We start from the raw sequence: 17,676 nt of genomic DNA, 5'->3' as shown, positions 1-17,676 counted from the left end.
GGTCGATGTTAATATAAGCCGTTTTTTTCAATCCCCGAGGATGGACATGGCCAGTAAAAAAATCGACCGCCTGAGTTTTGATGCCACTCTCGAAGAGCTGGAAACCATCGTTCATCAGCTGGAACAAGGTTCCCTACCCCTGGAAGAGGCGCTCAAACAGTTCGAGCAAGGCGTTCATCTGGTACGGGCCGGTCAGCAGAAGCTGGAACTGGCCGAACAGAAGATCCAGATCCTGCTCAGTCAAGCCGATGGCAGCGACCAGCTCGCCCCCTTCCAGCCAGAACAAGGAGAGGAGTGAGTGGCGCTGGACCATTTTTCCCGTCTGCATCGTCAGCGAATTGACGACTGTCTGTCAGCACAACTTGAATCCTTGCCCGCCATGGCGCCACGCCTGCGCGATGCCATGAGTTACGGCCTGCTGCTGGGCGGCAAGCGGGTGCGCCCCTTCCTGGTCTACGCCGTCGGCGAGATGCTGGGCGTAAAGAGCGAGCTGCTGGATGGCCCAGCCGCAGCGGTGGAGTGCATCCACGCCTACTCCCTGCTGCACGATGACCTGCCAGCCATGGATGACGACGATCTGCGTCGCGGCCAACCAACCGTCCACAAGGCGTTTGATGAGGGCACCGCCATTCTGGCCGGTGATGCGCTGCAGACCCTGGCGTTCTCCATTCTGGCCGATCACCCCATGCCCGATACTTTGATGGCCAACCGGGTGCGGATGCTGAGTACCCTCGCCCGCGCCTCCGGCTATCTTGGTATGTGTGGCGGTCAAGCGCTGGATCTGCAGGCCGAAGGTCGCCAGATCTCACTGGCCGAGCTGGAACAGGTACACCGCCACAAGACCGGTGCACTGATTGAATGTGCCGTGGCGCTCGGCGCCCTGTGCAAAGCCGATGTCGATGACGCCACGCTGGCTGCCCTGCAAACCTACGCCGCCGCAATTGGCCTCGCCTTTCAGGTGCAGGATGACATCCTTGACATCACAGGTGATACCGCCACCTTGGGCAAGCCACAAGGTTCTGACCTGGCGCTGGAGAAGAGTACCTATCCGGCCCTGCTCGGACTCGAAAATGCCCGTGAGCTGGCTCGCGAACTGCATGGGAAAGCCTTAACAGCCCTGCAATCCTTGCCCTACAATACCGACATTCTGGAAGCGTTTGCCGATTACATCATCGAGCGAACCCACTAAACGCTGGATAACAGTAACAATATGAGCGTTGATATTAGCAATTTCCCCAACCTGGCCCTCGCGGACACTCCGGTCGAGCTGCGTTCCTTGCCCAAAGATCGGCTGCCGGTGCTGTGCAACGAGCTGCGCGAATATCTGCTGCGCTCTGTCAGCCGCTCCAGCGGACACTTTGCCTCCGGTCTCGGCACGGTCGAACTGACCGTCGCCCTGCACTACGTCTACAACACCCCGTTCGATCGGCTGATCTGGGATGTGGGCCATCAGGCCTATCCCCACAAGATCCTGACCGGGCGCCGTGATCAGATCCACACCATCCGGCAGAAGGATGGTCTGCACCCCTTCCCCTGGCGTGGCGAGAGTGAATACGACGTGCTCTCCGTCGGCCACTCCAGCACTTCCATTGGTGCGGCGCTCGGTATGGCGGTCGCCGCCGAGAGTGAAGGGCTGGGTCGCAAGGTCGTTGCAGTGATCGGTGATGGTGCCATTACCGCAGGGATGGCCTTTGAAGCGCTCAACCACGCCGGCGATGTTCACAAGGACATGTTGGTGATCCTCAACGACAACGAGATGTCCATCTCCGAGAATGTCGGGGCGCTCAACAACCATCTGGCCCGGGTCATGTCCGGCAAGCTCTACACCACCATCCGCGAAGGTGGCAAGAAGGTGCTGGCAGGCCTGCCACCGGTCAAGGAGCTGGCCAAGCGGGCCGAAGAGCACCTCAAGGGGATGGTGGTGCCCGGCACCCTGTTCGAGGAGTTCGGCTTCAACTATATCGGCCCCATCGACGGTCACGATATAGAAGCGCTGGTCGAGACCCTGCGCAACATGCGCAATCTCAAGGGCCCTCAGCTGCTGCACGTCAAGACCAAGAAGGGCAAGGGTTACGAGCCGGCGGAGAAAGACCCCATCGGTTATCACGCTGTGCCCAAGTTCAATCCAGACGAGTGTTCCCTGCCGAAAGCGAGTGCCGCCAAACCAACCTTCTCCGCCATCTTTGGCCAATGGCTGTGCGACATGGCCGCCAAAGACGAGAAGCTGGTCGGCATCACCCCTGCCATGCGAGAAGGCTCCGGGCTGGTGAAATTCAGCCAGCAGTATCCGGATCGCTACTTCGATGTGGCGATTGCCGAGCAGCATGCAGTCACTTTCGCTGCCGGTCTTGCCATCGCCGACAAGAAGCCGGTGGTGGCCATCTATTCGAGCTTCCTGCAGCGCGCCTACGATCAGGTGATCCATGACGTGGCGCTGCAAGATCTGCCGGTGCTGTTCGCCATCGACCGAGCCGGTCTAGTGGGCGCCGATGGTCCGACCCATCAGGGGGCATTCGACATCAGCTTCCTGCGTACCGTGCCCAACATGGTAGTGATGACGCCCTCCGACGAGAACGAGTGCCGCCAGATGCTCTATACCGGCTATCTCCATCAGGGCCCTGCCGCAGTGCGTTACCCGCGCGGCAGCAGCCTGAGCGACGCCCCCATCTCGTCAGAGATGCAGGCGCTGGCGCTTGGCAAGGGACGTATCATGCGAGAAGGCAAGGGCACTGCCATTCTGGCGTTTGGCACCTTGCTGCACCACGCGAAAGCGGCCGCCGAAGCGCTGGATGCCACCCTGGTGGACATGCGCTTTGTCAAACCGATGGATGAGGCGCTGGTGCTGTCGCTGGCGGCCAGCCACGATCAGTTCGTCACTCTGGAAGACAACGCCATCATGGGCGGCGCCGGTTCGGCGGTGAACGAACTGCTGATGCGCAGCAAGCAGTGCAAGCCGGTGCTCAACCTTGGCTTGCCGGATCGCTTCGTCGAACAGGGCACCCAGCAGGAGATCTATGCCCTGCTCGGTCTGGACGATGCTGGCATCCAGCGCAGCATCGAAATCTGGCTGAAAGCCTGATAACGCTTAAAGCTATCAAGCAAAAGAAGGGCGCCTCACTGGCGCCCTTCTTGTTCTTCATAATCTAGAACCTGTTCAAGAACTGTTGCGAGAAGTCCGTCAACAAGGTAAAGAGCAGCGCAGGAACCGGAGTATATGTGAATACATGAGGATTCCGAGCAGCACATGAGCCTTGATCACGGCCTCGCAGTAAGTTCTTGCGCAGGTTATCAACCTTTGTAGATCTTGGGGTTAAACACATCCCGCAGCCAGTCACCCAGCAGGTTGATGACCAGCACCAGCACCACCAGACAGATGCCCGGGAAGGCGGTGATCCACCAGGAGCCGGAGAAGATGTAGTTGAAGCCGACGCTGATAAGCGAACCGAGCGAGGGCTGATCAACCGGCATCCCCAGACCGAGGAAGGAGAGCGCCGCCTCGCTCATGATCGCGTTGGCCACCTGCACGGTGGAGATGACCAGAATAGGCGACAAACAGTTGGGCAGAATGTGGCGGAACATGATGCGCGGGGCGCGGAACCCCATCACCTTGGCCGCTTCCACATACTCCTTCTTCTTCTCCGCCAGCACAGAGGCGCGCACAGTACGGGCATACTGCGGCCACTCGGCGATACCGATGATCACCACCAGCATCATGATGGCGAACTTCGAGTAGAACTCGGAGCCAAAGGTCGCCTGAAAGATAGCGGAGATGATGATCGCCACCATCATGGTGGAGAACGACAGCTGCACATCGGCAAAGCGCATCAGCAGGTTGTCGATACGTCCACCGAAATAACCGGCAATCAGACCGATGACGATACCAAGCACCAGCTGCAGCGCCACCGCAAACAGGCCGATGGTGAGGGAGATACGGGCGCCATAGAGGATGGTGCTCCAGATATCCCGCCCCTGGTTGTCGGTGCCGAGCCAGAAGCGCTCCTCGCCGCCTTCGAGCCAGGAGGGGGGCAACTCGGCATCCATCAGATCAAAACTGGTCTGGTCATAGACGTTGTGCGGGGCGAGCCAGGGGGCCAGCAGCGCCGCCAGCACAAATACCACGAACACCGCAAAGCTGAACATGGCTACCTTGTCCCGCAGGAAGTAGTAGACGATGTCAGAGTTCTTGAATCGTGCCCAACGGCTTGGGCTTGCAGTTACAGCATTAGTCATCTGTTACCCCTTGGCGGTCAGGTTAACGGTCGGGTTGATCAACCCGTAGAGCAGATCGACCAGGGTATTGGTCACCACGAAGATCAGTCCCACGAAGATGACGTAGGCGGTGATGAGGGGCGTATCGACCCGGTGGATCGCCTCGAGGAACAGGAAGCCGGTACCCGGCCACTGGAACACGCTCTCGGTCAGGATGGTGTAAGCCACCATGGTGCCGATCTGCACCCCACCGACGGTAATGACCGGCAGCATGGTGTTTTTGAGGGCGTGGCTGTAGTAGACCTTGTTGTTGTCCAGCCCCTTGGCACGGGCGAACTTGACGTATTCAGAGGAGAGCTGCTCCAGCATCTCGGAGCGCACCAGCCGGATAAACAGCGGCAGCATGATGGAGGAGAGCGACACCGCCGGCAGGATCAGGTGCAGGATGCCATCCCAGGTAAAGAAGCCCGACTCCCAGCCCAGCAGGTTACGGGTCTCGCCGCGGCCATAGGCTGGCAGCCAGCCCAGCTGGATGGAGAAGAGGTACATCAGCATGATGGCGGTCAAAAATACCGGGATCGAGATACCTATACTGCTCCCCGCCATGATGATCTTGGTGGGAATGCTGCGCGGGCGGATCGCCGAATAGACACCGAGTGGAATGGAGACCACCACGATGATGAGCGCGGCAGCAAACACCAGTTCAAGGGTAGCCACCAGCTTGTCGAGGATCACCTCGAGAGCGGGTCGCTTGAAGAAATAGGAGGTGCCCAAATCACCATGCACCGCATTTTTCAAAAAGCGGCTGTATTTGATGAGGAAGGGATCGTTAAGGCCCATCTTCTCGCGCAACTCGTGACGCTGGGCTTCGGAGACGGATTGTCCCACCAGCTCGCGCAACGGGTCACCCAGGTTATCCTGGATGGAGAAGGCGACCAGGCTGATGACGAACATCACTATCACGGCCTGATAGAACCGTTTCAGCAGGAATGTAAACATGCTTGTCCTTCTACGTGGCCTGTGTCGTGGCACAGGCTTCTGTTAGTGGGCGGAGTGACCAGCTGACCACCCCGCCCCGTCCTTCCTTGCGACGTTCTCTTACTTGCTGACCACCAGGTCACCCAGGTAAGGGAAGTTCATCACGTTGACCACCGGCTTGATGTCGACGTTCTTCTTGGCGCCATAGGCCAGATCTTCCCAGTGCAACGGCACGTAGGCAGCATCTTCGATCAGCATGGCTTCGACCTTCTTCAGCATCTCGGCACGCTTGGCCGGATCGGTCTCGGCGTTGGCATCCATCACCAGCTTGTCAGCTTCGGCGTTGGCATAACCGGCGCAGTTGTACTGACCCATACCGGTCTTGGCGTCCTTGGTGAAGGTCAGGAACTCGAAGAAGTTCGCGGTATCTTCGGTGTCGGAGTGCCAGCCGATCAGCTGCATGTCCGCGGCGCACTTGTCAAACTCGGGCCAGTACTGGGCCACCGGCATGGTCTTCAGATCCACCTTGATGTTGATCTTGGCCAGCATGGCGGAGACAGCCTGGGCAATCTTGACGTCGTTGACGTAGCGGGCTGCCGGGGAGATGAAGGTCATCTTGAAGCCTTTCTCGTAACCGGCCTCTTTCATCAGCTCCTTGGCCTTGGCCAGATCATACTGGGGTACCAGCGCCTCGTTGTGACCGGCATAGCCTTTCGGGCTCAGCTGACCAGCAGGGGTACCGAAGCCCTTGTTGATCTTCTCGACGATACCCACCTGGTTGATGGCGTAGTTGATGGCCTGACGCACGCGCTTGTCTTTCAGCGCCGGATTGGTGTTCTGGTTCAGCTCGATGATGATGGCACGGGTACCGGACAGGGTAACCAGCTGGGAGTCCTTGCCATTCTTCACGCGCTCCAGATCGTTCGGCGCAACCGGATAGATCATGTCCACGTCGCCACCCAGCAGGGCTGCAACACGGGTCGCATCTTCCTTGATCGGCACTACGGTCAGGTTCTCGACGTTACCCTTGGAGGCTTTATCCCAGTAGTTGGCGTTGCGGGCATAATCCAGCTTCACACCCTGCTCGCGGAACTTGACAGTGAACGGGCCAGTACCGGAGACGTGGGTAGAGGCATAGGAGTCGCCGTTTTTGACGATCTCGGCCTTGTCTTTGCCCGCTTCGGTCTTGCCGGTGTAGAACTTGGAGTCCATCGGGAAGATGTAGGTGACGGTCTGCAGCACCAGCGGGAAGGGCTTGGCGGTAATCAGATCGACGGTGTAGTCATCGACCTTCTTCACTTCGCTGATGGGATCGAAGATCGCCTTGAAGTCGACGGAGGATTTCAGGCGGTTGACGGTCCACACCACGTCGTCAGCGGTGAAGTCGTTACCGGAGTGGAACTTGACCCCTTTGCGCAGGTGGAAGCGGACGGTCTTGTCGTCAATACGCTCATACTTCTCGGCCAGACGGGGCTCGAACTGCAGGTCCTGGGTGTAACGCATCAGGGGATCGAATACCAGGTGCGACATCTCCAGGGTCTGACCGGAGAGCTGCTCCTGCGGATCCAGCGAAGTGGCGTCAGAAGCGACACCCACCTTGATATCAGCGGCTGAGACACTGAAGGCGAAACCGGCGGCAAACAGCGCCAGGGCAATCTTGGACAATCCTTTCTTCATCTTGTTCTCCATGCTTTTGGCTTTCTTATGACACTTTTTTTGACAAGCAGACCGGCGCACCGGCGCTCTCCTAGCTTGCGATTTCCAGCCCCTCGCGGGACATTCCCTTGAACTCCGGCATGAGGGAGATCAGCTTGCGGCTGTACTCATGCTCGGCATTGGTAAAGAGTTTCTCGGTCTCGGCCACTTCCACCAGATGACCGTGCTGCATCACCCCGATGCGGTCGCACATCTGGCGGATCACCGGCAGATCGTGGCTGATGAACAGCATGGTGAGCTTGAGCTCCTGCTGCAAATCCTTGAGCAGGTTGAGGATCTGGGCCTGCACCGACACATCCAGCGCCGAGGTCGGCTCGTCGCAGATGAGGAAGCGCGGGCGAGTGGCCAGGGCGCGGGCAATGGAGATGCGCTGACGCTGACCGCCGGAGAACTCGTGGGGATACTTGAGGCCAGCACCACGACCGAGACCCACGTGATCCAGCAGATCGCCGACGATCCCCTCGATCTGGCTCTCGCTGCTCGCCAGCTGATGGAAGCGGATCGGCTCGGCAATGATGTCGCGCACCTTCATCCGCGGGTTCATCGACGAATAGGGGTTCTGGAACACCATCTGCATCTGGCGACGCAGCGGGCGACGCTCGCGCTCGCTCTTGAGAGCGGTCAGATCGATCCCCTCAAAGAAGATTTTGCCGGTATCAGGCGGATAGAGACCGGTGATGGCGCGGGCAATGGTCGATTTGCCGGAGCCCGATTCCCCCACCAGACCGAAGGTCTCCCCTTCGAAGATCTCGAAGCTGATGTTGTTGCAGGCGCGCACATACTGGCGGCGGCTCGGGAAGATGGAGTCCTTGGTGACGAACTTCAGATCGACGTTCTCCACCCGCAGCAGCGCCCCTTCATAGGCACGCTCGTCCTGACTCTGGCCAAGCCAGTGGGTCTTGAGGTCAATATTGGTATCCGGCGCACTGGCATCCTCGATATAGGAGACCAGCGGGAAACGCACCAGCTTCACGTCGGAGCGAGGTACCGCCGAGATGAGGCTGCGGGTATAGGGGTGATTGGGGCTGCCCAGTACCTGTTCGGTCAGGCCGAACTCCACCAGATCGCCGCGATACATCACCGCCACCTTGTCGGTAACGTTGGAGACCACCCCCATGTCGTGGGTCACCAGCATGCAGCCCACCTGACGCTCTTTGCAGAGGGCGCGGATAAGCTGGAGGATCTGATCCTGGATGGATACGTCGAGCGCCGTGGTCGGCTCATCGGCGATGATCAGCTCCGGATCGCAGGAGAGCGCAATGGCGATAACCACCCGCTGACGCATGCCACCGGAGAACTGGTGCGGATACTGCTTGATACGCAGCTCCGGCTGCGGAATACCCACCGCCCCCATCAGCTCCAGCGCCTTGGCAAAAGCAGCTTCGCGAGAGAGGTCGGTATTGGCCAGAATGGTCTCCACCAACTGATGCTCAACGGTGAACAGCGGGTTGAGGGAGGTCATGGGGTCCTGGAAGATGAACCCGATACGGGAGCCACGGATGGCCCGCATCTCGTTCTGGCTCTTGCCGGAGATGAGCTCGCCATTGAGATAGATATCGCCACGGGCGATGCGACCCGGCGGGCTCAGGAGGTCGATAACGGCGTTGCCGATGGTGGACTTGCCGGCGCCGGATTCACCGACCACCCCGACAATCTCACCCTTTTCGATAGAGAAAGAGAGATCCTTCACCGCGGCCAGCACCCCGTAGCGGGAGGGGTACTCGATCCGCAAGTTCTTTACTTCGAGCAAGGACATGTTTACCTCTGCGGGGGACATCCGTCCCAAATAATTCGTCCGTAAATCAGCCGCAGATGCCGGTTGTTACCTTGGGCAATATTTGCTCAATCCATGAGGCAGCGAAACCAGCGATCCGGGCGGGTTTTTTGCATTTTTTTGGAATAACCCGCGAGTAACTTAGACGGTTTGACCACGGGTGTAAATGATTGAGTTATACAATTCCGCAATGTTTTGTGCAGATAACCACCAATTCGGCAGAGATAAATGATGATTTTCATCACACAAATGGCCGGTGCGTCCGCACATCTATTGGTATCATTACTTTAATTTCAACAACAACGCAACAAGCAGCATTTATCACTATTTCCAAAACGATCACCAGCCCCGAATGAGTAGTGAATATTTATGTGAAATGGATGATAAACGGCAGCATATGCCGATGAATGAAAATTAAGCAGATATAAATCGGGGGATGCCAGAACGGTCATCCCCCGGAAGATGGCTCTCAACCGAGCCAGAATGCCAGTAATTGCATACAAAACAGGGCGAACAGGCCGGCGATCAGATCGTCCAGCATGATGCCCAGGCCACCGTGGATCCGGCGATCAAACCAGGAGATGGGCCAGGGCTTGAGCACATCAAACAACCGGAACAGCGCGAATCCCGCCACCACCCACTCCCAACCGGCTGGCGCTGCGATCATGGTGACGCCAAAGCCGATCACCTCGTCCCAGACGATGGCGCCGTGATCCGGCATACCGATGGCATCGGTGGCGCTCTGGCAGATACGAATACCGACCACAAAACCCACCGCCAGCAAGGCGATAAACCAGTGGGTCGGCAGCCCGCTCACCAGCAGGTAGAGCGGAATGGCCGCCAGGGTGCCCATGGTGCCCGGCGCCTTGGGGCTGAGACCGGAACCAAACCCCACCGCCAAAAAATGAAGCGGATTTTTCAGATCCAGTCGTGTCAGCTCGAGCTTTATCCTGAACAAACTCATGCGAAGTGATCCCACCCTTTCAGTTGCAACTCGACCGCCTGGTCGCCACGCAGGTAGTCGATGCCCGGCTCGCCCGCCACGATGCGGCCGATGCGGCTGAACTTGACCCCGCTGTGGGCCAGCGCCGTATCGAGCGCGCCGCGGTGCTCCTCCGGTACGGTGAAGCAGAGCTCATAGTCATCGCCACCGGCCAGCGCCAGTTGCCACGCATCCTGCTCGCTCACCGCATCCTGCAGCACCGGTGAGAGCGGCAGCAGATCGAGATCGATCTGGGCACGCACACCGGACGCCTTGAGGATATGGCCGAGATCCGATGCCAGACCATCGGAGAGATCCAGCGCACTGCCCGCCAGCCCGCGCAGCGCCTGTCCGGCCAGAATGCGGGGATGGGGGTGGTCGAGCCGTGGCAGCACGGCAGCCAGCTGGTTCTCGTTGAGGGTGCGTTTGCCCAGCAGGTGGGAGAGCGCCAGCGCGGCATCACCCAGAGTGCCGGTCACATAGATGCCGTCACCGGCTTTGGCACCGCTGCGCATCAGGGCGCGACCGGCAGGCACCGACCCCTTCACCGAGATGGTGATGGAGAGCGGCCCGCGGGTCATGTCTCCGCCCACCAGCGCCACGTTGTAGTACTCGGCCAGTTCCAGAAACCCTTCGGCAAAACCGGCAACCCAACCTTCGTTGATGGCAGGCAGGGTCAGCGCCAGCGACACCCAGCGCGGCTCGGCCCCCATGGCGGCGAGATCGGAGAGATTGACCGCCAGCGCCTTGTAGCCGAGATCCACCGGATCCATGTCGGGAAAGAAGTGTACGCCGCTCACCAGAGTGTCGGTGCTCACCGCCAGCTGGGTATCGGTGGGCAGGGTCAGCAGGGCACAGTCATCTCCAGGGCCCATCACCACGTCCTTGCGGGCGTGGGGGACCTTGAAGTACTTATCAATCAGCTCAAATTCACCCATACAGTAAAAAGCCAGCAATAAGCTGGCTCCTCTCTTAGATGCTGACGGACAGCAGGATCAACGCTTGTTCAGCGATTTGATCACCTTGTCCAGTACACCGTTGACAAACTTGTGGCTGTCATCGGCAGCAAAAGCTTTGGCCAGCTCGATCGCTTCGTTGATGACCACGCGCGGCGGTACATCATCACGACGAGTCAGCTCGTAGGTCGCCAGACGCAGGATCGCCTTGTCCACCATGTCCACTTCTTCCAGCGGACGGGAGAGGAAAGGTGCAAACACCTTGTCCAGCTCGCTGCAGTGGAGGGCTACCCCGAACAGCAGATCGCGGAAATAGTTCAGGTCTACACCCTTGGTGTCCTGATCGATCTTGAACTGCTCTTCGATGTCACCCACGTTAGCCTTGGTCATCTGCCACTGGTAGATGGCCTGGGTGGCGCAATGGCGGGCTTTACGGCGCTCAGACGGTTTCAATGTACTTCTCCTCGTTACACGTCCAGTTCTTTCAGGACGTTGATCATTTCGAGCGCTGCCAGTGCAGCCTCTGCACCCTTGTTACCCGCCTTGGTACCTGCACGCTCGATGGCTTGTTCAATGTTTTCAGTGGTCAGCACACCGAAGGCAACGGGAATTTCATATTCCATCATTACCTGGGCCATGCCCTTGCTGTTCTCGTTTGCCACCAGGTCGAAGTGATAGGTGCCGCCACGGATGACAGTACCGACCGCCACGATGGCGTCGTATTGACCACTCTTGGCCAGCTTCTTGATGACCAATGGCATTTCAACCGCGCCCGGCACTTTTACCAGTGTCAGGTTGCTGTCCTGCACTTGACCTTGACGCTTCAGTACGTCCACCGCGCCGTTCACCAGACTGTCGTTGATGAAGCTGTTGAAACGGGCAACAACAATAGCAACGCGCGCCTCAGGAGCGGCGATATTTCCTTCGATAACCTTCATTGGAAATCCTGTATCTGTGCAATCAAAAGGGCCGGAGTCAAAAGTGCGCACATTCTAGCACAACAGACCCACGACAAAAACCATGGCCGCAATAGACGGCCATGATCGCGATTTAATCAGTCCGGCGCGCTTACTCACCGGTGAATTCCACGACTTCCAAGCCGAAACAGCACGGAAGGGGATGGTACTTCTCTGGCAGAACGTTACTCGCCGATGTACTCAACCACTGCCAGACCGAAACCACCCGGAAGGGGATGGTACTTCTCTGGTGGAGCTTTACTCGCCGACGTACTCAACCACTTCCAGACCGAAACCACCGAGGGCATGGTACTTCTTCGGCGAGCTCAAGAGGCGCATCTTGCTTACGCCAAGGGCCTTGAGGATCTGGGAACCAACGCCCACCCGGCGCGAAGTCCCCTGCCACTTGGCTCCTTCCGGAGCCAGTCCCTTGTCGGCGGCGTCAAAACCCTTGACCCTAGCAAGCAGCTCGGCGCCCTGGGCTTCCGCCCCCAAAATCACCAGCACGCCGCCCTCGTCGGCGATGCGGGCCATGGATTTGGGCAGCGGCCAGCTGCGGGCTGCATGACGGTCGGTCAACAGCAGATCGCTCAGCACATCGTGCAGATGAACGCGCACCAGGGTCGGCTGGTCGGCCTGTACCTCACCCTTTTTCAGGGCGAAGTGAACCTGATTGTCGATGGTGTCACGGAAGGTGATGAGGTCAAACTCGCCAAATTCGGTGGGCAGCTTGCACTCGGCCACCTTCTCGACCGTGGTCTCGTGCTGGTTGCGGTACTCGATAAGGTCGGCGATGGTGCCGAGCTTAATGCCGTGCTCCTCGGCGAACACCTCCAGATCCGGACGGCGCGCCATGGTGCCATCTTCGTTGAGGATCTCGACGATGACGGCGGCAGGCTCGAAACCGGCCAGACGGGCCAGATCGCAGCCCGCTTCGGTGTGACCGGCACGGGTCAGTACGCCGCCATCCTGCGCCATCAGCGGGAAGATGTGGCCCGGCTGCACCAGATCGGCCGCCTTGGCATTGGCCGCCACAGCGGCCTGTACGGTCACCGCACGATCGGCGGCTGAGATACCTGTGGTCACCCCTTCTGCCGCCTCGATGGAGACTGTAAAGGCGGTGGAGAACTGGGCATTGTTGCGATCCACCATCAGCGGCAGCGCCAATTGCTTGCAGCGATCCCGGGTCAGGGTCAGGCAGATGAGGCCACGGCCGTAGCGGGCCATGAAGTTGATATCCTCCGGACGGACGCAGGAGGCGGCCATGATGAGGTCCCCTTCGTTCTCCCTGTCTTCGTCATCCATCAGGATCACCATCTTGCCAGCCTTGATATCGGCAATGATTTCCTGGGTTGTGCTCAGCGCCATGGGCTACTCCATCAGTGTACTTGGGGGTTGAGCCAGCAGGCTCAACGCAAATGCGAGTGTATGTTGCTCTAAATTGGGGCTCGCGGCTCCATTTCAATCAGAGCGGGATCACAGAAAATCGTTTTGGTGGCCAGATTCAGCGCACACCGTCAGAGAAAACCGGCCTTGGCCAGTGTCTCCATGGTCAGGGTCGAGGCGCTGCTCTCCTGGGACTTGCCCATCATCAGTCGCTCCAGATAACGGGCAATCTGATCCACCTCGAGGTTGACCTTGTGGCCTGGCTTCCAGCTGGCAATAGTGGTCTCCTGCGCGGTGTGGGGCACGATGGTCAGGCGAAACAGGTCCCCCTGCACGGCGTTGACGGTGAGGCTGATGCCATCCACCGCAATGGAGCCCTTCTCGGCGATGTAGCGGGAGAGCTCGCCCGGCGCCTTGATCCAGTACTCGATGGCGCGGCCGCTGCTGGAGACGCTTTTCACCTCCCCTACCCCATCCACATGGCCGGAGACCAGATGGCCGCCGAGGCGGGAGGTGGGCATCAGCGCCTTCTCGAGGTTGACCCGATCGCCCACTCTGGCGGCGGCAAAACCGGTACGGGAGAGGGTTTCCAGCGACACGTCGGCGGTATAACTCTTGTCGCCCAGCGCCACCACGGTGAGGCAGACGCCGTTGGTGGCGATGGAGTCGCCCAGTTTGACGTCGCTAAAATCCAGACCTGGTGCGTGGACAGTGAGGGCCATGTCATCGCCCTGACGGCGCAGCTCGGCCAGGGTTCCCACCGCTTCGATAATTCCGGTAAACATGCAGATCACCTTGCTGATGACGGGGGCTGCTTATGCCCCCTTGAACATTGATAAATCAGGCTATTTTGGCGGTAATGCGAATATCCGGCCCCACCATGCGCACATCCTTGATGGCGAGCTTGGGGGCCTGGAACAGCCGGGTCAGACCCGGCAGATGGAACAGGCCGCGCCCCTCGTCGCCCATCAGTTTGGGCGCCTGATAGAGCACCAGCTCATCCACCAGCCCTTTTTCCAGCAGAGCGCCGCAGAGCCGCGGGCCCGCCTCGACCAGCACCGAGTTGACGTTCTGCTTGGCCAGCAGCATGAAGAGGCTGACCAGATCCAGCTTGCCATCCAGCAGCGGCAGCTCCAGCTGCTGCACCCACTCGGGCCACTCGCCGGACGCCTTGTGGCGGGCCAGCAGCACCGGGCTCTCGCTCTGGAACATCGGCAGATCCGGGGTGAGCCGGTTTTGCGAATCGACGATGACCCGCAGCGGCTGGCGCAGGGTCTCCTTGGGATAACTCGCCTTGACCGAGGGGGGCAGCTCGTCCCAGCGCACGGTCAGGGAAGCGCCATCGGCCAGCACGGTTTCAGCGCTGGAGAGTACCGCATCGTGGCGGGCCCGCAGCCGTTGCACGTCACGGCGCGCATCCGGGGAGGTGATCCACTGGCTCTCGCCGCTCGCCATGGCGGTGCGGCCATCGAGGCTGGCCCCCAGCTTGACGGTCACCCGCGGGAAGGCGGTACGCATCCGCTTGAAAAAGCCCGGGTTGAGCGCTTCGGCTTCGCTCGCCAGCAGGCCGAAATCTGTCTTGATGCCCGCTTCGGAGAGCATCCGCAGGCCACGTCCGCCCACCTGGGGATTGGGATCGACCATGGCCGCCACCACCCGGGCCACGCCAGCGTTGATCAGCGCCTCGGCGCAGGGGGGAGTACGACCGTGGTGGGAGCAGGGTTCGAGGGTCACATAGGCGGTGGCGCCGCGGGCGTTGTCACCGGCGGCGCGCAGGGCGTAAACCTCGGCATGGGGCTCGCCCGCCTTCTGATGCCACCCTTCGCCAACCACCACGCCATCCTTGACCAGCACGGCGCCGACGCAGGGATTGGGGGCCGTGGTGTAGCGGCCGCGGCGGGCCAGTTCGAGGGCCCGACTCATCCATTGGTAATCATCTTGACTAAACATCCGGGCTCCTTTGACAACACATCTCGACTTTACGCAGTATCGTAGGTTCGATTAGCGCAGCGTAATCGGACGCGGCAACATGGGTGAGAATGGCGGTTTACTTTTCCAGCTTGGCAATCTCTTCGCCAAACTCGCGAATATCTTCGTGTCCTGAGGTAGAGAGGGGCGAAGCGGATATCCACTTGCCCATCCGATACCATCATTTCTCCAATTTGGCGATCTCTTCACCAAACTCGCGAATATCTTCGTGTCCTGAGGTAGAGAGGGGCGAAGCGGATATCCACTTGCCAATCCGATACCATCATTTCTCCAATTTGGCGATCTCTTCGCCGAACTCGCGAATATCTTCGAAGCTGCGATAGACGGAGGCAAAGCGGATATAGGCCACCTTGTCCAGACTCTTGAGCTCATCCATCACCAGATTGCCCACCAGCTCGGAGGCGACTTCGCGCTCGCCGGTGGCACGCAGGCGGGATTTGATATGGTTGACCGCCTTTTCGATGGCCTCCATGCTCACCGGCCGCTTCTCCAGCGCCCGCAGGATGCCGGCGCGCAGCTTGTCTTCATTGAACGGCTCGCGGGAACCGTTGGACTTGATGACGCGGGGCATCACCAGCTCGGCCATCTCGAAGGTGGTAAAACGCTCGTGACAGAGCAGACACTCACGACGGCGGCGCACCTGATGGCCTTCTGCCACCAGACGGGAATCGATCACCTTGGTATCAACCGCACTACAGAATGGGCAATGCATCGGACCTCCGGCGTTAATGGAACAGGGACCGGCCCGGCGGGCCAGGATCTAGGTCGGCCAGTGTAGCACGGCCATCCAAAACCGGTAAAAGCCAGAAAAAACAATGCCACCCGAAGGTGGCATTGGTCTCAAACCGGATGGTCTGACTTATCAGCCATAAACCGGGAAGCGGCGGCAGATATCCAGCACCTTCTCACGCACGGTGGCCAGCACGGCATCGTTGTCGTGGTTGTCCAGTACGTCGCAGATCCAGTGGGTCAGCTCGATGGACTCGGCTTCCTTGAAACCACGGCGGGTGATGGCGGGGGTACCGATCCGCACACCGGAGGTGACGAACGGGGAGCGCGGGTCGTTGGGCACGGAGTTCTTGTTGACGGTGATGTTGGCTTTGCCCAGCGCAGCGTCAGCATCCTTACCGGTCAGCTCGCGGCCGATCAGATCAACCAGCATCAGGTGGTTGTCGGTACCGCCGGAGACGATCTTGTAACCGCGCTCGATAAAGGTGGCAGCCATCGCCTTGGCGTTTTTCACGACCTGAGCCTGATAGGTCTTGAACTCCGGCTCCAGCGCCTCTTTGAAGGCAACAGCTTTACCGGCGATGACGTGCATCAGCGGGCCGCCCTGACCACCCGGGAAGACGGCAGAGTTGAGCTTCTTGTAGAGCTCTTCGTCGTCAGCGGCGGAGAGGATCAGACCACCGCGCGGACCTGCCAGGGTCTTGTGAGTGGTAGAGGTGACCACGTGAGCGTGGGGAACCGGGTTCGGGTAGACGCCAGCGGCAATCAGACCAGCCACGTGAGCCATGTCGACGAACAGGTAGGCACCGACCTTGTCGGCGATTTCGCGCATGCGGGCCCAGTCAACGATGCCGGAGTAGGCAGAGAAGCCACCGATCATCATCTTCGGCTTGTGCTCGACAGCCTGACGTTCCATGTCGTCGTAGTCGATCTTGCCGGACTCATCGATACCGTAAGGCACGATGTTGTAAAGCTTGCCGGAGAAGTTGACCGGAGAGCCGTGGGTCAGGTGACCGCCGTGGGCCAGGTTCATGCCCAGTACGGTGTCGCCCGGCTGCAGCAGAGCCATGTAAACGGCGCTGTTGGCCTGAGAGCCGGAGTGCGGCTGCACGTTGGCGTAAGTGGCACCGAACAGCTCTTTGGCGCGCTCGATAGCCAGGGTTTCGACCACATCCACATACTCGCAACCACCGTAGTAACGCTTGGAGGGGTAACCTTCGGCGTACTTGTTGGTCAGCTGGGAGCCCTGGGCTTCCATGACACGGGGGCTGGTGTAGTTCTCAGACGCAATCAGCTCGATATGCTCTTCCTGACGACGGGTTTCGTCTGTGATGGCCTGCCACAATTGCGGATCATAATTGGCGATGGTCATGTCACGTTTCAACATCCGTTTCTCTCCTGAAAATCGTTTGCGCGTTAGGTGAAGTGGGCGCGGGCATTGTAACGTGAGCTGGATCAAAGAGACAGTCCAACCACCTAAAAAAATGTTGAATTTATGTTGTAAAAAGCAAGATTCCCTCCCCGTTCAATACCCTGGCCGCTCCGCCAAACGACTCATTTTTCATCCCGCTGCGGGCGGGCAAAACCCGAAGGGGATCACAACGCCCTCTTTATCCATCCTGTAACATATTCATTCGAAACAAATTTAATGATGATGGAGCTGATTGCAGCCATGCATCCGAGGGGCTGCACCTAACCGGAGGAGTTCAAGATGGACCATCTGCTGACATTCGTGATCCTGGCTGTCTTTTTTCTGTTCTACTGGGTCTACTACACCAGCCAACGCAAACATCTCCCCACCACCTCGTGGGAGCAACTCCCCACCAAAGCCGAATATCTGGCGGCCCACCCTGAATCAGTCGATGGCGATATCATCTTCTGTTATCACTGCGGCCACCACGAGTTGCTGGAGGTAGGAATGGTGCACCTGACCGATTTTCGCCGGGAATGGGTCTGTGCCAAGTGCAAGCAGGTGCTGTTTCGGGAGATCGAATAACAGCG

General features: G+C 59.2%; 17 protein-coding genes. 4 read left to right on the top strand and 13 right to left on the bottom strand.

All coding sequences use genetic code 11. The annotated features are described in order from the left end of the window. Positions 1-46: 46 nt before the first annotated feature. Genes xseB through dxs form a run of 3 tightly spaced genes read left to right on the top strand, consistent with a single transcriptional unit; the run spans position 47 to position 3,079 of the window. The gene (gene xseB, locus G5332_RS14190) at positions 47-298 is read left to right on the top strand and encodes an exodeoxyribonuclease VII small subunit (protein ID WP_005338838.1); all 252 of its coding nucleotides are present in this window, start codon (positions 47-49) and stop codon (positions 296-298) included. Continuing rightward, entirely contained in the window at positions 299-1,189 is an 891-nt protein-coding gene (gene ispA, locus G5332_RS14185) for a (2E,6E)-farnesyl diphosphate synthase (RefSeq protein WP_421172947.1), read from the top strand. It begins immediately after the preceding gene. Between the two features lie 21 nt (positions 1,190-1,210). Further along, positions 1,211-3,079 (top strand): 1-deoxy-D-xylulose-5-phosphate synthase, encoded by a 1,869-nt coding sequence (dxs, locus tag G5332_RS14180; RefSeq protein WP_421172946.1) that lies wholly within the window; start codon positions 1,211-1,213, stop codon positions 3,077-3,079. 209 nt (positions 3,080-3,288) lie between these two features. Here the strand turns inward: dxs and G5332_RS14175 are convergent, their stop codons facing one another. The 13 genes from G5332_RS14175 to glyA form a co-directional block, all read right to left on the bottom strand. Continuing rightward, positions 3,289-4,230: an ABC transporter permease gene (locus G5332_RS14175; RefSeq protein WP_019445927.1), complete on the bottom strand. Its 942-nt coding sequence runs from the start codon at positions 4,228-4,230 to the stop codon at positions 3,289-3,291. A gap of 3 nt (positions 4,231-4,233) precedes the next feature. Next, complete coding sequence (locus G5332_RS14170) at positions 4,234-5,208, bottom strand: ABC transporter permease (protein ID WP_042080630.1); 975 nt, start codon at positions 5,206-5,208, stop codon at positions 4,234-4,236. Positions 5,209-5,307: 99 nt separating this feature from the next. Beyond that, positions 5,308-6,864: an ABC transporter substrate-binding protein gene (locus tag G5332_RS14165; RefSeq protein WP_103250977.1), complete on the bottom strand. Its 1,557-nt coding sequence runs from the start codon at positions 6,862-6,864 to the stop codon at positions 5,308-5,310. Between the two features lie 70 nt (positions 6,865-6,934). Next, positions 6,935-8,659 (bottom strand): dipeptide ABC transporter ATP-binding protein, encoded by a 1,725-nt coding sequence (locus tag G5332_RS14160; RefSeq protein ID WP_100654430.1) that lies wholly within the window; start codon positions 8,657-8,659, stop codon positions 6,935-6,937. A 487-nt stretch (positions 8,660-9,146) separates the two neighbouring features. After that, positions 9,147-9,641 (bottom strand): phosphatidylglycerophosphatase A, encoded by a 495-nt coding sequence (locus G5332_RS14155; RefSeq protein WP_227341281.1) that lies wholly within the window; start codon positions 9,639-9,641, stop codon positions 9,147-9,149. After that, positions 9,638-10,597: a thiamine-phosphate kinase gene (thiL, locus tag G5332_RS14150; protein WP_421172945.1), complete on the bottom strand. Its 960-nt coding sequence runs from the start codon at positions 10,595-10,597 to the stop codon at positions 9,638-9,640. Before thiL ends, G5332_RS14155 begins: the two co-directional genes overlap by 4 nt. A 57-nt stretch (positions 10,598-10,654) precedes the next feature. Further along, complete coding sequence (gene nusB / locus G5332_RS14145) at positions 10,655-11,068, bottom strand: transcription antitermination factor NusB (protein WP_005343514.1); 414 nt, start codon at positions 11,066-11,068, stop codon at positions 10,655-10,657. Positions 11,069-11,082: 14 nt separating this feature from the next. Then, positions 11,083-11,553 (bottom strand): 6,7-dimethyl-8-ribityllumazine synthase, encoded by a 471-nt coding sequence (ribE, locus tag G5332_RS14140; protein WP_005338866.1) that lies wholly within the window; start codon positions 11,551-11,553, stop codon positions 11,083-11,085. 276 nt (positions 11,554-11,829) lie between these two features. Then, the gene (gene ribBA / locus G5332_RS14135) at positions 11,830-12,939 is read right to left on the bottom strand and encodes a bifunctional 3,4-dihydroxy-2-butanone-4-phosphate synthase/GTP cyclohydrolase II (RefSeq protein WP_421231518.1); all 1,110 of its coding nucleotides are present in this window, start codon (positions 12,937-12,939) and stop codon (positions 11,830-11,832) included. Between the two features lie 149 nt (positions 12,940-13,088). Then, positions 13,089-13,742, bottom strand: a complete 654-nt coding sequence (locus G5332_RS14130) for a riboflavin synthase (RefSeq protein WP_005349507.1) — start codon at positions 13,740-13,742, stop codon at positions 13,089-13,091. Between the two features lie 55 nt (positions 13,743-13,797). After that, a complete protein-coding gene (gene ribD, locus G5332_RS14125; protein WP_362786460.1) occupies positions 13,798-14,907 on the bottom strand; it encodes a bifunctional diaminohydroxyphosphoribosylaminopyrimidine deaminase/5-amino-6-(5-phosphoribosylamino)uracil reductase RibD in 1,110 nt (369 codons plus the stop codon). Between the two features lie 301 nt (positions 14,908-15,208). Next, positions 15,209-15,658, bottom strand: a complete 450-nt coding sequence (gene nrdR, locus G5332_RS14120; RefSeq protein ID WP_005338880.1) for a transcriptional regulator NrdR — start codon at positions 15,656-15,658, stop codon at positions 15,209-15,211. Positions 15,659-15,808: 150 nt separating this feature from the next. Next, entirely contained in the window at positions 15,809-17,062 is a 1,254-nt protein-coding gene (gene glyA / locus G5332_RS14115) for a serine hydroxymethyltransferase (RefSeq protein WP_005338884.1), read from the bottom strand. Positions 17,063-17,386: 324 nt separating this feature from the next. On the opposite strand from glyA, the gene G5332_RS14110 reads away from it, so the two are divergent. Further along, positions 17,387-17,671: a hypothetical protein gene (locus tag G5332_RS14110; RefSeq protein WP_100646668.1), complete on the top strand. Its 285-nt coding sequence runs from the start codon at positions 17,387-17,389 to the stop codon at positions 17,669-17,671. The last annotated feature ends 5 nt before the right edge of the window (positions 17,672-17,676 follow it).

The organism is Aeromonas sp. 603757 (assembly GCF_049171255.1).
GTDB lineage: Bacteria > Pseudomonadota > Gammaproteobacteria > Enterobacterales > Aeromonadaceae > Aeromonas > Aeromonas veronii_A.
Note: the sequence above shows the minus strand (reverse complement) of the source record. Positions and strands in the feature narration are given on the sequence as shown.